The 14,378-nt window shown below is 60.5% G+C and carries 11 protein-coding genes and 1 pseudogene; 5 read left to right on the top strand and 7 right to left on the bottom strand.

Annotation, left to right across the window (positions count from 1 at the left end; translation table 11 throughout):
- Positions 1-38 precede the first annotated feature (38 nt).
- The gene (locus tag ABFB52_RS05835) at positions 39-1,340 is read left to right on the top strand and encodes an HAAAP family serine/threonine permease (protein ID WP_129972975.1); all 1,302 of its coding nucleotides are present in this window, start codon (positions 39-41) and stop codon (positions 1,338-1,340) included.
- Positions 1,341-1,539: 199 nt separating this feature from the next.
- A complete protein-coding gene (locus ABFB52_RS05830; protein ID WP_011332520.1) occupies positions 1,540-1,857 on the top strand; it encodes a DUF3509 domain-containing protein in 318 nt (105 codons plus the stop codon).
- On the opposite strand, the gene ABFB52_RS05825 is transcribed toward ABFB52_RS05830, so the two are convergent.
- Positions 1,854-2,354, bottom strand: coding sequence for a phosphate-starvation-inducible PsiE family protein (locus ABFB52_RS05825; RefSeq protein ID WP_007957255.1), 501 nt, complete (start codon positions 2,352-2,354; stop codon positions 1,854-1,856). The genes ABFB52_RS05830 and ABFB52_RS05825 overlap by 4 nt on opposite strands.
- 293 nt (positions 2,355-2,647) lie before the next feature.
- Here ABFB52_RS05825 and ABFB52_RS05820 point away from each other — a divergent pair.
- Positions 2,648-2,887 (top strand): annotated as a pseudogene (locus tag ABFB52_RS05820) (YebG family protein); the annotation flags it as partial.
- A gap of 185 nt (positions 2,888-3,072) precedes the next feature.
- Here ABFB52_RS05820 and ABFB52_RS05815 read toward each other — a convergent pair.
- Positions 3,073-4,092 carry a Glu/Leu/Phe/Val dehydrogenase dimerization domain-containing protein gene (locus ABFB52_RS05815; protein ID WP_085608113.1) on the bottom strand — a complete coding sequence of 340 codons (1,020 nt, stop codon included), beginning with the start codon at positions 4,090-4,092 and terminating at the stop codon, positions 3,073-3,075.
- A gap of 184 nt (positions 4,093-4,276) precedes the next feature.
- Between ABFB52_RS05815 and ABFB52_RS05810 the strand changes: the two genes are divergently transcribed.
- A complete protein-coding gene (locus ABFB52_RS05810) occupies positions 4,277-5,080 on the top strand; it encodes a transglutaminase family protein (RefSeq protein ID WP_129972974.1) in 804 nt (267 codons plus the stop codon).
- A 50-nt stretch (positions 5,081-5,130) separates the two neighbouring features.
- Here ABFB52_RS05810 and ABFB52_RS05805 read toward each other — a convergent pair whose 3' ends face one another.
- From ABFB52_RS05805 to hmgA, 4 genes are all read right to left on the bottom strand, one after another.
- Positions 5,131-6,501 carry an aromatic acid/H+ symport family MFS transporter gene (locus ABFB52_RS05805; RefSeq protein WP_129972973.1) on the bottom strand — a complete coding sequence of 457 codons (1,371 nt, stop codon included), beginning with the start codon at positions 6,499-6,501 and terminating at the stop codon, positions 5,131-5,133.
- Between the two features lie 81 nt (positions 6,502-6,582).
- Complete coding sequence (gene maiA / locus ABFB52_RS05800; protein WP_127796955.1) at positions 6,583-7,221, bottom strand: maleylacetoacetate isomerase; 639 nt, start codon at positions 7,219-7,221, stop codon at positions 6,583-6,585.
- A 12-nt stretch (positions 7,222-7,233) separates the two neighbouring features.
- On the bottom strand, positions 7,234-8,538 hold the full coding sequence (gene fahA, locus ABFB52_RS05795) for a fumarylacetoacetase (protein ID WP_129972972.1): 1,305 nt from the start codon (positions 8,536-8,538) through the stop codon (positions 7,234-7,236).
- A gap of 3 nt (positions 8,539-8,541) precedes the next feature.
- Entirely contained in the window at positions 8,542-9,837 is a 1,296-nt protein-coding gene (hmgA, locus tag ABFB52_RS05790; protein WP_085746961.1) for a homogentisate 1,2-dioxygenase, read from the bottom strand.
- 163 nt (positions 9,838-10,000) lie between these two features.
- Here hmgA and ABFB52_RS05785 point away from each other — a divergent pair, with 163 nt between their 5' ends.
- Positions 10,001-10,783: an IclR family transcriptional regulator gene (locus tag ABFB52_RS05785; RefSeq protein WP_085746960.1), complete on the top strand. Its 783-nt coding sequence runs from the start codon at positions 10,001-10,003 to the stop codon at positions 10,781-10,783.
- Positions 10,784-10,795: 12 nt separating this feature from the next.
- On the opposite strand, the gene ABFB52_RS05780 is transcribed toward ABFB52_RS05785, so the two are convergent.
- A complete protein-coding gene (locus ABFB52_RS05780; RefSeq protein ID WP_129972971.1) occupies positions 10,796-14,245 on the bottom strand; it encodes a DUF6543 domain-containing protein in 3,450 nt (1,149 codons plus the stop codon).
- Between the last annotated feature and the right edge of the window lie 133 nt (positions 14,246-14,378).

Here is a 14,378-nt window from a genome sequence, read left to right as displayed (position 1 = left end):
ACGTGAGCCCGAGCAAGAATAATAACGAGGCAAAAACGATGATAGATGTACGCACACCTGCTGCCGAAAATCCCGCTGTAGACCGCACACGCAATAACGAAACCGCCCACAAGGGCTGGAGCAAATTCGACACCACCTGGATGCTCGGCCTGTACGGCACGGCCATCGGTGCCGGCACCTTGTTCTTGCCGATCAACGCCGGTGTCGGCGGCTTCTGGCCGTTGCTGATCCTGGCGTTGCTGGCTTTCCCGATGACCTTCTTCGCGCACCGGGGCCTGACCCGCTTCGTGCTGTCGGGCCGCTCCGGTGACATCACCGAAGTGGTGGAAGAACACTTCGGCATCGGCGCCGGCAAGCTGATCACGCTGCTGTATTTCTTCGCGATCTTCCCGATCCTGCTGGTGTACAGCGTGGCACTGACCAACACCCTCAGCAGCTTCCTCGAACACCAATTGCACATCGCCCCGCCGCCGCGCGCGGTGCTGTCGCTGGCGTTGATCCTCGGTCTGATGGCCATCGTCCGTTGCGGTCAGAGCGTGATCGTCAAAGCCATGAGCGTGCTGGTGTATCCGTTCGTCGCCGCGCTGCTGTTGCTCGGCATCAGCCTGATTCCGAACTGGAACGGCGCATTCTTCGCCAGTGCTCAAGAACCGATGGAAATGTCGGTGTTCCTCAAGACCCTGTGGCTGGCGATCCCGGTGATGGTGTTCTCGTTCAACCATTCGCCGATCATTTCCGCCTTCGCCGTCGAGCAGAAACAACGCTACGGCGAACAGGCCGAACGCAAGAGCAGCGGCATTCTCGCCATGGCTCACGGCATGATGGTGGTGACGGTGATGTTCTTCTGCTTCAGCTGCGTGCTGGCACTGTCGCCGGCGGATCTGGCAGCGGCCAAGGCGCAGAACATTTCGATCCTGTCGTACCTGGCCAACCACTTCCAGACTCCGGTCATCGCTTACGCCGCGCCGCTGATTGCGCTGGTGGCGATCACCAAATCCTTCCTCGGCCACTACATCGGCGCCAGCGAAGGCTTCCAGGGCATGATCGTCAAAAGCCTGCGCAGCCGTGGCCGGGTGATGTCGGCGAGCTGGCTGAACCGTGCGACCGCGCTGTTCATGATCCTCAGCTGCTGGGCCGTGGCGACCTTCAACCCGAGCATCCTCGGCATGATCGAAACCCTTGGCGGGCCGGTGATTGCCTGCCTGTTGTTCCTGATGCCGATGTACGCGATCCGCCGCGTGCCGGCCTTGCGCCAGTATTCGGGCCAGATGTCCAACGTGTTCGTGGTGCTGATCGGCCTGATTGCACTGTCAGCGATCATCTACTCGGTTCTGCCCTGAAACGGGCCGCAAACGAAGAAGGCGAGCCATGGGCTCGCCTTCTTTTTGGCCGGATTCATTGTTCGACAATATTCCCGGCATGTCCCTTGCTACATCGCTGAAGGAGACAGGACCACGGAAAGGCCGATGGTCAGGTTTGGCGAACCAACCCGATCAAGGCCGGTCAACAACTGCACGTTCAATCAGGCGGTGACGCATCATGGACAATCCTTTTCAGATCATTACCGATGCCTTCGCGCCGGACTATCAGATCAACCTGAGCATTCAGGGGCTCGACGGCAGCATCATGCTGACCCTCTCCAATGGCGGCCGGATCGTCGCCAAACGGATGATCAGCGCCGAACAGCGCAACGACCCCAAACGCCTCAAACGGCTGGTGCAAAGCATTCAGTTCGGCATCGCCATCGAACAGGGCCACAGCGCCATGGCGATCCTTGATGCCATGACTCGCGGCGACGGAATCACTCCGCCACCGCGTCGGGCCAAACATCAGCCCCGGCCAGCCGCCGGCCTTTAAAGTTCGCCCTTCTCCACTTCCGGATGTTCACTGGAACCCGTGCCGATCTTGCGGTGCGGGTTCTCGATTTTCACCGAAGGGAATTGCGACGAGGCGTAACGCACCACCAGAATCGAGAACGCCAGCAGCAGAATCCCGCCGCACAGGTAGATAATGCCCATGTCCGGCGGGTTGTGGTGCGAGACGTTGGAGATCAGCAGGCGGGTCAGTGCGGTGATCGCCACGTAGATCAGGAAGCGCACCGGCATGTGGTTGGTCTTGAAATAAATCCCGACCATCGCCCCCAGTTCCAGATAGATGAACAGCAACAGAATGTCATCGATCTTGATGTGCCCTTCCTCGAGCATCCCGAGAAATTCCATCACCGCCGCCCACGCGGTCACCGCACCAATGGCGAACAGCGCCAGATAGTGGAAGGTCTCGACGAACAGGTTGCCCAGGGACTCGGCCAGTTGGTGCACGTTTTGCCGCAGTTTCTCGGCCCAGTTGATTTTCACGTTGAAGATTCCTTAGCCCGGTTCGAGCGGATGTTGCTTGCTGGACGTGACGGTTATTGCACACGTACGCAGATGCATGCAGAAAAGAGGCCACGCCATCATGGCGAGGCGGCGCGAAACCCGCGCCGTGGCGTTTGGTCGCACCTGTGCGCAGGTATCGGGCTGACAAAATCCGAATCCGGTCTACATTGAAAAGCCACTACCCAAAGCGCAGGGATTCGCTTATCCTTTTCGCTGTATATAGATACAGTAGTCGCAAAGACAACTTAATGTGAAGGCATGTGAGGTGGTGAATGGCCGTCGAAGTGGTATACCGCAGCAGCCGAGATCTGGAGCGCTTGTTCATGGATAAAGCCGAAGCTGACCGTCATGACAAAATGCTCGAACTGGCCGAACTGTTGGCCGAAGTGCTGGAAAAAGCCGTTCCTTCGTTGAGCGAGCAGCAAGTGGAAGAAGTCGGGATCTTCATGGCGAAGAACCGCGATGTGTTCGCCCGGGCGTTCAAGAGCCAGCCTGATGCACTGTCGGAGCTGATCAACGCACCGGCGGCACCGGTTGTGGCAACCGAGCCGGCAGACGTGGCCGAACCGGCAGAAGCGCCAGCCAAACCTGCCAAAGCGGCGAAGGCTGCGAAGTAAGCGACACTTGGATTGAAGCCTCTGAATTGAATAGCCCCTGAGTTGAAAGACTCGGGGGCTTTTTCATGCCCGGACAAACCTCAGCGGTACAACACCTTCTCCGCCAGCTCGTCCGCCACCCGCGCGGGTGAACGTTTTTCCGCCTGGGCGTGGGCGAAGACTTCAGTCAGGCGCGAACTGATCTTCGACAGGTGCGCGGTGATGGTCGTCAGTTCTTCGCCCCGATGCTTGAGGGAAACGTAGATCAGACCGCCGGCATTGATCACATAATCCGGCGCATACAGGATTCCGCGCCGTTCGAGTTGATCGGCGACATCCAGGTGCGTCAGTTGATTGTTGGCCGAGCCTGCCACCGCCGAGCAGCGCAACTGGGTGACCGTGTGGCTGTTGAGCACACCGCCCAAACCGCACGGCGCGAGGATGTCGCACGGCGTGCTGAGCAACGCGTCGTTGGCAATCGGATGGGCGTTGAGCTGTTCCATCGCCAGTTGCACCTTGCCGTGGTCGATGTCGCTGACCAACAGTTCGGCACCGGCTGCGTGCAGCTGTTCAGCGAGGGCATAACCGACGTTGCCCAGCCCCTGAATCGCCACGCGCAAGCCTTCGAGGTTATCGCTGCCCAGCCGCGCCATGGCTGTGGCACGAATTCCGGTGAACACGCCCATCGCCGCATGCGGCGCGGGGTCGCCAGCCGAAGTGGTGCTGGTGACATGCTGGGTCTGCTGGGCGATGCAATCCATATCCGCCACTGACGTGCCGCTGTCGATGGCAGTGATGTAGCGCCCGTCGAGCTGATCGATGCAACGGCCGAAGGCTTCGAACAAGGCGCCGCGGTTTTCGACATGGGCCGGCCGCACGATCACGGCCACCCCACCGCCCTGGGCGAGACCAGCCAATGCGGCCTTGTAGCTCATGCCCTGGGCCAGGCGTATGGCGTCCTCGACCGCGGATTCGTCGTTCGGATAGGCGAGATAACGACACCCGCCCAGGGCTGGCCCGAGGCGACTGTTATGAATGGCAATGACCGCCTTCAATCCGGACACCGGATCAACGCTAAGGTGCAGCGATTCCAGGCGAGTGCTTTGCATGAGAGCGAACATCGGCAGGCTCCCGAATCACTTCTGGTAGACGCCAGTATAGGCTTGCGCCTGAAAATTGCTGAAGCGCACGGGAATAAGGCCCGACAGCGACCAATGCGTTGCGGCATAACCCGATGGCAGAGCGGCCCGGTACTGGACGAATGACAAAGACGGGGCTAAAACGAGGCATGCCCCGGAGATTTAGATGAGTCCGCGCCAACGTTTCTTCGATTGTCTGCACCGTTCACCGCCCGCGCTGTTCGAAGCCGCGTTGTGGATGGCCGCCGAACACGACAAACAAGCCGATCCCGAAGCGCTGTTGCAGGAATTCAAGGAACTGCAGCAGCGGGTCAGCTATGGCTTGCCGTTGCTGCCGGTCAGCGAGCTGGCGCAACCGCTGCTGCGGCGCATGACCGATCTGGGGTTTGCCCAGGATGATTTCGTACCGCTGCGCCCGCAGGCCGCGATGGTGCACAAAGTCATGCAGACCAAACGCGGTCAGCCGCTGGCGCTGGCACTGATCGCTCTGGAACTGGCCCGTGGCCTGGAGATTCCACTGGTGGGCGTGAACTTCCCCGGGCATTTCCTGCTGAAGGTTCCCGGGGCCGATCACCTGCTCGATCCGTGCGGCGGACGGCGTCTGTATCCGAACGACTGCCGCGAACTGCTGCACCGCCAGTACGGCCATCAGATGAAACTCAACGCCGACCACCTGCTGACTGCCGAACCGATGCAGATGCTTCAGCGTCTGTCACGCAACCTGCGCCAGCTGCACCTGACCCACGACGACTTCATCGCGGCGCTGATCGATGCCGAGCGCGTGCTCGAACTGGGCAACGCCAGCGCCGCCGACTATCTGGCCCGGGCCAGTCTGTACCAGCGCCTCGATTGCCCGAACGCCGAGCGTTTCGATCTGGAGCACGCGCTATTGCTCAGTGACGACCCGATTCAGCGACTTCGCCTGACGGAACGGCTGGGGCATCTGCCACCGAACTCAGTCGTCCACTGATCCCTTGTGGGAGCGAGCTTGCTCGCGAATCAGGCGACACGGTCGATCAGTCAAACCGCGTTATCGTTCTTCGCGAGCAAGCTCGCTCCCACAGGATTTTGCGCAAGCTGCGAAGGCGAACGCACCTGAATGATCAGCAACGCCGCAATCACCGCCGGAATCGCGCAGAAGAAGAAAATCTGCTCCACCGGAATGTGCATCGCCAACAACAGGCTGCCGAACAGCGGCCCGAGAATCGAGCCGAACCGCCCTACTCCCAATGCCCAGCCGGTGCCGGTGGCGCGCACGTGCGCCGGATAGAAATTGCTGGCGAACGCGTTGAGCGTCAGTTGCCCGCCGATGATGCAAAACCCCGCCGCAAACACACAGGCCACCAGATAACGCGGATTGTCGTGATTCAGCCCCAGCAGGATCGTGCACACCGCCGCGCCAGCCAATACGCCGGACAACAGTCGTACTTTGCTTTTCAAACGGTCGGCGAACCACGCCATGCAAATTGCGCCGAGCGTGCCGGCGAACAGGAACATCGACGTCACCAGGTTCGCTTCATTGAGTTTCAAGCCACTTTCCAGCAGCAGTGACGGCAGCCAGCTGATCATGAAATACAGCAGGATCAGGCTCACGAAAAACGTTGCCCAGATCAGCAAGGTCGGGCGTGCGTAACCGTTGCGGAACAACTCCACCACGGTCAGTTTGCTGCCCTGCTCGCGCTCGTTCTGCTCGACCGATGCGGGCGGTGGTTGCCAATCCGGCAGCATCCGCGCGGTGACCTTGCGCAGGCGCGCATAGGGCGGCGCGTCACGCAGCAAGCGTGGCAAAGATTCCGGCAACATCCACCAGAGAAACGGGAATAGCAGCAACGGCGTGACACCGCCAGCGAGGAACACCGCTTGCCAGCCGAACCGATCGATAAAGCCGGCCGCCACAAAACCACCCGCCGCACCGCCGAACGAGAAGCCGCAGGCCGCCAGCGTCACCATCAGCGTGCGCAGGCGTGGCGGTGAATATTCCGACATCAACGCCATGGCACTGGGCATCGCGCCGCCCATGCCGATGCCGCAGATGAAGCGCGCGATCATCAGGGTATTCAGGGAATCGGCGAACACCATCAGCACGGTGAGGCTGGCGTAGATCAGCACGCAGGCGAGCAGAATCCGTCGAACGCCGAAGCGATCGGCCAGTGGCGTCACAGCGAGCGAGCCAAGCGTCAGACCCAACAGGTTGGCGCTGAACACCGGGCCGAATGCGGATTTCTCCAGGCCCCAGTCCTGCGCCAGCGCCGGCACCACGTAACCGAGCACCTGGGCGTCATAGCCGTCGGTGACCAGCAGCAAGGCGAGAAGAATCAGGAGCAACCACTGAAAGCGGGACACAGGACGGGCGTCGAGTGCCGCCCGAAAGCTGGCAATCTGGTTGTGCATCGCAAGGTACCTGTTTTGTTTTTATGATTTTTTGCGGGTAACCGGAACGGCTCCCGTGCGCTGCACGGAAGCCATCAAATGCTATTTCGGAGTGTCCGGCTGATTCGCCGGATGCGCCGCAATGAACGCCGGATGTTCAGCAGCCAACGCAGCCACCCGACGAATCCGTGGAAACGCCTCCAGCGAAACGTTGAACCGCTGGGCCGCGTACAACTGTGGAATCAGGTACACGTCCGCCACACACGGCCACTCGCCGAAACAGAAACCGCTGTCGCCGATCAACTGCTCCACCGTCGCCAGCCCCTGACTGATCCAGTGACCGATCCACTCGTTGACCTGCGGCTCGTCATGCCCCAACCCGCGCAAGCGATTGAGCACGCTGACGTTGTGCAACGGATGCACGTCGCAGCCGATCACCGCCGCCACGCCGCGCACCTGTGCACGGGCAACGAGGTCTTCGGGCAGCAACGGCACCTGTGGAAAACGTTCCTCCAGGTACTCGATGATCGCCGGCGACTGAATCAGCAACTTGTCGTCATCAGTGCGCAAGGCCGGCACCCGGCCCTGAGGATTGATCGCCAGGTACGCCGGTTGCCGATGCTCGCCACCGGGCGGTGCGATCAGGTTGACCGGCAGCGCCTGATAGTCGAGCCCCTTGAGTGCCAGCGCGATCCGCACCCGGTACGACGAGGTGGAACGGTAATAGGTGTAGAGATCCATGAGCCGCTCCTGTCAGCGTGCCGCCAGCACGGTGCCACGGCATTCGCCGAAACCGATCGAGGCATAACCTTCGCGTGCGCAGCGGGCGCGCAGGATGATTTCGTCGCCATCCTCAAGGAATTTGCGCACTTCACCGGACGCCAGTTCGATCGGCTTTTTACCGCCCTCGGTGATTTCCAGCAGGCTGCCGAACTGACCGTTTTCAGGGCCGGACAAGGTGCCCGAACCGAACAGGTCACCGGCCTGCAACTGGCAGCCGTTGACGCTGTGGTGCGCGACCATTTGCGCGACAGTCCAGTACATGTAGCGGGTGTTGCTCAGGGTCAGGCGATGGGCCGGCAGGTTCTGTTCGCGCATTTTCTCGGTGAGCAGCAGCACTTCCAGCTCGATGTCGAAACCACCACCCTCCTGATCACCTTTGTCGAGCAGGTACGGCAGCGGCTGCGGATCACCTTGCGGACGCGCCGGTTGCGCAGTGCGGAATGGCGCCAGCGCTTCGGCAGTCACCACCCATGGCGAAACACTGGTGATGAAGCTCTTGGACAGGAACGGACCGAGCGGCTGGTATTCCCAGGCCTGGATGTCACGGGCCGACCAGTCGTTGAGCAGGCAGAAACCGGCGATGTGTTCAGCGGCGTCACCGATGGCGATCGGCTCTCCCATCTCGTTGCCCTGACCGATCCAGATCCCCAGTTCCAGCTCATAGTCCAGCCGTGCGCACGGGCCGAAGGTCGGCTCGGTCGCACCGGCCGGCAGGGTCTGGCCTTTCGGGCGGCGCACGTCGGCACCGGAGGCGCGCACGGTAGACGCACGACCGTGGTAGCCGATCGGCACGTGTTTGTAGTTCGGCAGCAGCGGGTTGTCCGGACGGAACAGTTTGCCGACGTTCTGCGCGTGTTCGATGCCGACGTAGAAGTCGGTGTAGTCGCTGATGCGCGCCGGCAGGTGCAGCTGGCAATCGGCAGCCAGCGGCAGCAGTTTCACGCCCTGGGCTTCAATGTTGCCGCGATGAGTGCTGCCCTCGCTGAGCAGTTCCAGCAGACGTTCGCGCAAGGCAACGCGGGCGTCGCGGCCGAGTTCGAAGAACGCGTTCAACTGACCGCCGCGCATGGCTTCGACGGCACTGCGCGCGACGCCGTCGAACAGACCGGCCTCCAGCGCCACTTGCAGATCGAAGATGTGTTCGCCAATCGCCACGCCCGCGCGCGGTGCCGAGCCGTCGATGCTGAACACGCCCAGCGGCAGGTTCTGCAGCGGGAATTCGGTGTGGTCGTTGGCCGAAGCGACCCAACTGCGGGTGATGGAATTCTGAGTCATGGGTTATCTCCGGGTCGGGTCGAACGTGGCGGGCAGCGTGGCCCAGCAGGCGTCGTAAGTGGATTGCAGTTGCGGGCAGTCGAGGGCGAAGCGGCTTGGGCGCAGCACCTGGCTGGTCTCGAACATGAAGGCCATGGTGTTGTCGATCTTGGCCGGCTTGAGGTCCGCGTTGATGGCTTTGGTGCAGGTCTCGCCGTCCGGGCCGTGGGCGCTCATGCAGCTGTGCAGGGACGCGCCGCCGGGCAGGAAGCCTTCGGCTTTGGCGTCGTACTCGCCCTGGATCAGGCCCATGAATTCGTTCATCAGGTTGCGGTGGAACCACGGCGGACGGAAGGTGTTCTCGGCCACCATCCAGCGCGGCGGGAAGATCACGAAGTCGAGGTTGGCCAGGCCGTGGACGCTGGTCGGCGAGGTCAGCACGGTGAAGATCGACGGATCCGGGTGATCGAAACTGACGGTGCCGATGGTGTTGAAGCGGCGCAGGTCATATTTGTACGGCACGTTGTTGCCGTGCCAGGCGACCACGTTCAGCGGCGAGTGATTGAGTTCGGTGCCCCACAACTGGCCGAGGAACTTCTGCACCAGGGTGGTCGGTTGTTGCAGGTTTTCGTAGGCGGCCACCGGGGTCAGGAAGTCCCGCGGATTGGCCAGGCCGTTACTGCCGATCGGCCCCAGATCCGGCAGACGCAATGGCGCGCCATGGTTCTCGGCGACGTAGCCGCGCGCTTGCGGATCTAGCAGTTCGACGCGGAATTTCAGGCCCCGTGGCAACACGGCGATTTCCAGCGGCGCCACTTCCAGTACACCCAGTTCGGTGGCGATGCGCAGGCGCCCGAGTTGCGGCACCAGCAGCAGCTCGCCGTCGGCGTTGAAGAAAACGCGCTCCATCGAACGGTTGGCGCAGTAGTGATAGATGCTGATGCCGGCCGGTTTTTCGGCGGCGGAGTTGGCCGCCATGCTCACCAGACCGTCGATGAAATCTGTCGGTTCGGCCGGGATCTCCAGCGGGTTCCAGCGCAGGCGATTGGGGGTCACTTCACCCAATGGTCCGCCCGCCAGTTGCCGCTCCAGTTTGACGAATGCCGGGTGATTGGCCGACGGCTGGATCCGGTACATCCACGTGCGCCGCGCTTCACTACGGGTCATGGTGAACGCGGTGCCGGAGAACAGTTCGGTGTACAGACCGTAAGGGGCTTTCTGCGGGGAGTTCTGGCCGACGGGCAGTGCGCCGGGCAACGCTTCGGAGCTGAATTCATTGCCGAAACCGGACTGGTAAGCCAGGGCTGAATCGAGGTTCATGGAGCCTCCTGAACAGGGAGTCGGCATGGCCGGACGCTCTGGATCGGAGGTCTTGGCACGCCGGGGTTATTTTTATCGTAATTCAATTACGCATAACGTAATTTGCTCGCTATCCAGCGTCAAGCTATAAAGACGCCCATTCGTTCCGGGACACGGCAGCACCATGGAAAAAACCAGCGACAGCAACGGCAAACAGAAAGTCCGCTCCGCCGAAGTCGGCACCGACATCCTCAAGGCCCTGGCCGAGTTGTCGCCGTCCACTTCGCTGTCGCGTCTGGCCGAACATGTGCAGATGCCCGCGAGCAAGGTTCACCGTTATCTGCAGGCCTTGATTGCCAGCGGTTTCGCAGAACAGAACACTGCCACCAACCACTACGGTCTCGGCCGTGAAGCGCTGCGCGTGGGCCTCGCTGCTCTGAACAGTATGGACGTGCTGAAAGTCGCCGCTCTGCCGCTGGCCGAGTTGCGCGACGAACTCAACGAAACCTGTTTCCTGGCGGTGTGGGGCAATCAGGGCGCGACCGTGGTGCACATCGAACCGGCGGTGCGCGCGGTGACGGTGGTGACGCAACTGGGCTCGGTATTACCGTTGCTCAGTTCCTCCACCGGCCTGGTCTTCGGCGCGTACCTGCCGCACCGGGAAACCGACGAATTGCGCGAGCAGGAAATCGCCAGCGGCGGCCATCCGCTGGCAGACGAAAAAGCCTATGCGGCGTTGTGCGAGCAGATCCGCGAACGCGGTCTGCATCATGTCCACGGTTTGCTGATGCCCGGCGTCGATGCCTTGTCGGCACCGGTGTTCAACGCCCTCGGGCAGGTCGCGGCGGTGTTGACCATCGTCGGCCCGACCTCGCTTTTCCACGCCGACGAAAACGGCCCGGCGGCGCAGCGGTTATTGGCTGCGACGCGGGCCGTGAGCTGGCGGATGGGTTATCAGCCAGATTGATGAGGCAAGGGGTCAGCCGATGATTCGGGTTTTACTGTCCGCGATCACATAGGGAGAAGCCACGGCGGTGACATAACCAATGCCCACTGGCACCCCGGTCGCGGTCGATACGATCTCGGAAATATCCTTGACTCGCGACAGCAGCCCCACCGCCGAAACAGATCCGCCAACGCCAGCCACAATCCCCACATACAGGAGAATGGAGCTTCTCCAGGCCGAGGCGAGATGGTTCTTGCCGGCTTCGTCATCCCCCAGGCTGTAGGCAACGATGCCCTGGACGATCGACCGTGTGATGCGCACGATGCTGTTCACCAATCCCACCGGCGGGACAAACAGCGAGACGATATCCACCGCAAGCTCGGTGATCACCATGACCGTGTTCCAGAAACGCTCGGCAGGTGTGGTGGTTTGATAGTCAACGTCGCTGAGCACACGGGAAATCATGCTGTCGAATTCGAACTTGAAATGGGTCACGACAGAACTGTTGTTCAACGCCGGGGTTGGGAGAGCGCCTGACGCGTTCTGGCAGCGAATGACAAAGTTCTGTACGACACTCCTGTGTTCGAGCCTGGTCAGTGCAATAACGTGATTTCCCAGGTCGGCGTCCTTGAGCCCCAGTGTCAAGGACTCCAGCGGACGGAAACTCATGCCATCCGGAGCCTTCGGAACATAGACCAGCAGCTGCAGTTTCCCTGCCACCCGGCGTCCAAACGTATAAGCGCCCTCGATGCGTCGCCCTTCAAGAACCAGCGTGTAGATACCGTCCTGCGGGGTAGTGCCCGGCTTGAACGGATCCAGTTCATGAGGACGGTCATGATCGAGCCCGTCAACCAGTCCCGCCAGCCAGTTGAACTGTTCGGCGGACAAAGAGCCCTGCATCTTCTGGGTCAATGCCGCCCTGAGCATTTCGTTCTGCTTGAGCTTGCAGAACAGTTTCGCCTTGAGATCCAGCGACGCGCCGTTGGCGAAACGGTCGACCAGATGCCACTCATACATCATGCCCGGCCGCAAACCGATCAACGATTTGACGACCGTCGCATTCAGACCGCCCAGTGAAGAACCTTCCCTGGAGACGAATGCCACCTGATCATCGTCTGGCCAAAGCTGCCATTGAATGAAGAGATGGGTGAGCGTCATCCAGTCCTGCCCTTTCACCTTGACATCAACGCGATCAGGATCGATCAACGGATGGTTCGGGTCAGAACGACGCAGATGGCTGTTCAACCGTTCCATCACCTGGTCTCGTGAAAAAGAAACCAACGTGGGGATATTAAGCTCCTCTTTCGAGAGTTCGTAGAGCGCCCTGAAATCCGTGTTCAATCGGGTAAGCATCTCGCGATCGCGCGCCGCCGCACTCCTGTACCAGGCAGGAGTAGCCACCTGTTCCTCGGCAATTTCCCAATCGATGATTTCATGAATGGCCCCCATCAGCGGCCCGTCTTCGTGCCCCCGGTTCCACTCCACCAGGGTGACACCGCCCCACCACCATGGCTGAAACACAGGGCCCGGTTCGTCATAAGAGAGCTCGTCTTTCACGAAAGCTGCGCGGTCCTTGCTGAAAGCCTGACCGGTCAGGAATTCACGATCACGTGGCTCGAATCCCCAAGAGATGAACTGGCGCTTCAACCCCGTCAGATCGGAGAATTCGTACCACTGCTGCCCGGTCGGGGCACCCGGCGCATACAGCACATGTAATTGACGGTCTGGCGCAGCTCCCCTTGCACGAAACGCAATCATGTCCCTGAACGGCCTGTAGCGCTGACGAAACGCAACGCCAAACGCTTCGACTCCCGGGTCGCCATACAGATACCGCTGCACCATGTTCTGTGCTTGCGGGCCGATGTGTTTTTGCAGGACGGCGGCGAAGTGGCTGAGCGCAATTTCCTGCCCCAGGACTTCGCGCATGGCTTCGCGGATCCGCGCCTGTGCGAATCGCTGATTGCGCTCACTGGCATATTGCACACGCAGATCAAACTGGCGGATGGCGAGTTCGATACTGGAAGCCGTCAGTCGCGGATTGTTGTGAAAGGCTTCGAGCTTGATCGTGTAGGGAGCCGCCGTGTCATGCACGCCGTACATGAACAACTGCGTCAGGGTTTTACGCTCGACATGTTCGATACGCCGAGTGCCCATGCGCAACGAATGTTGCACTGTCACCCAGACAGTATCAGGGTCCACTCGCCGGGTATCGCCCGCGCTGATGTGGGTTTCGACAGCACCGCGCACGTAGTCCTGAAAAGAAGATACCCCTTCCATGGCCTCATGCAGGCACACCTGCCCCCTGAGCAGTTCCTTTTCCAGAGAGGCGAACATTTCCTGATGGTTGGCGGTGGCATCCTTCAACCATTGCGGCCGGGCGTTTCGGTTCATCAGGGCCAGTAGTCTGGCGACCCGCCCCCGGGCAGCGTCGATGACCGCCTGCTGCTGAAGGGCGCTCTCGACCGAACGCACGAGAGCAGGCCGATCCCCGCCCGGCGCCTGTAACCGGCGAAGATGGTAAGCAACGTCGCGTTGTTGTTTTTCAAGAAGCTGGGCGGTGAGGGTCTGGAAGATTTCGCCTTGAATGTTCAGGTAACGGATATCCGGAACGCTGCCGACCTGCTCGGCATCTTCCTGTGAAACACTCCTGAGCAGTTGTGCCCGGGTTTCTGCATTGCCCAGGCGTTGCTGCAACGCTTGATGCATCAAGGCGGCGGTGCGGAACGTTTCCAGGCCGTTCACGGAGGTGTAGAGCACTACCCATTCGTCATCGTCCAGAACCAGTTCGGGGATAGAGCGCCCCGTGAGGTAGGTGACAAAGCAGCCGGCCAGCGTTGCGAATCGACCATTTTCCAGTTGCAGTGAAAGACTGTAGGCCGGAGTCAAAGATGTGCCCTTGATAAAAACGGCATAGCTTTCCTCTACCTCCGGCCGAACGCCTTGCATCTGCACCGTCGCGCCCAATTCCTGCCAGAACAGCGCTGCATGGACATCCTGCAACTGACGCCGGCGCGAAGCCAGCTCACGCCCCTTGTCGTCCTTCCCCGAAGAAGCAGCCCAGTATTGCGCCAGCAAAGGTGTGTATTTCTGCGCCAGCGCCCCCAGCACATTACCGATCAACGAACCGACGGCGACCACATCCAGCCCGTGAATCCGGTCCTCTTCATCCGTGGAGTCAGGCCAATCGAAGACGCCGTACAGACTGGCGTCATAGACGGGCGCATTACCGGACATCAGGCACTGCATGAACACGTCCATCAACAACCCGGTCGGTTGCGGATTCACAATCCCTGGACGCTGGGCGGTAATGTACGTTTTGCTGATATAGATATCCGGCGATAACTGTTGAAGTTCCTTTAACACCAGATCCTGTAAAAGCGATTTGAACGACGGTAGTGCACCCAGTAAACCTTCCAGGTCGTCCCTGTGCTGATTGATTTTATTCAGATGCTTTTCCGCCGAGAAACTTTCCACTGCGCTCATGATAAAACTCCGTTATTACACGTATTAACAGGACGACAAAACATCGCCCAAGCTGTGCAAACAACTTAACCGGAGTAAAACCAACAAAAACACCCACTATCCTTTGCAAGACATTTAAAGGATCAAACTTAAA

This window comes from Pseudomonas sp. 9.2(2024) (genome assembly GCF_039695385.1).
In the GTDB taxonomy this organism is placed as follows: Bacteria; Pseudomonadota; Gammaproteobacteria; order Pseudomonadales; family Pseudomonadaceae; genus Aquipseudomonas; species Aquipseudomonas paraglycinae.
Note: the sequence above shows the minus strand (reverse complement) of the source record. Positions and strands in the feature narration are given on the sequence as shown.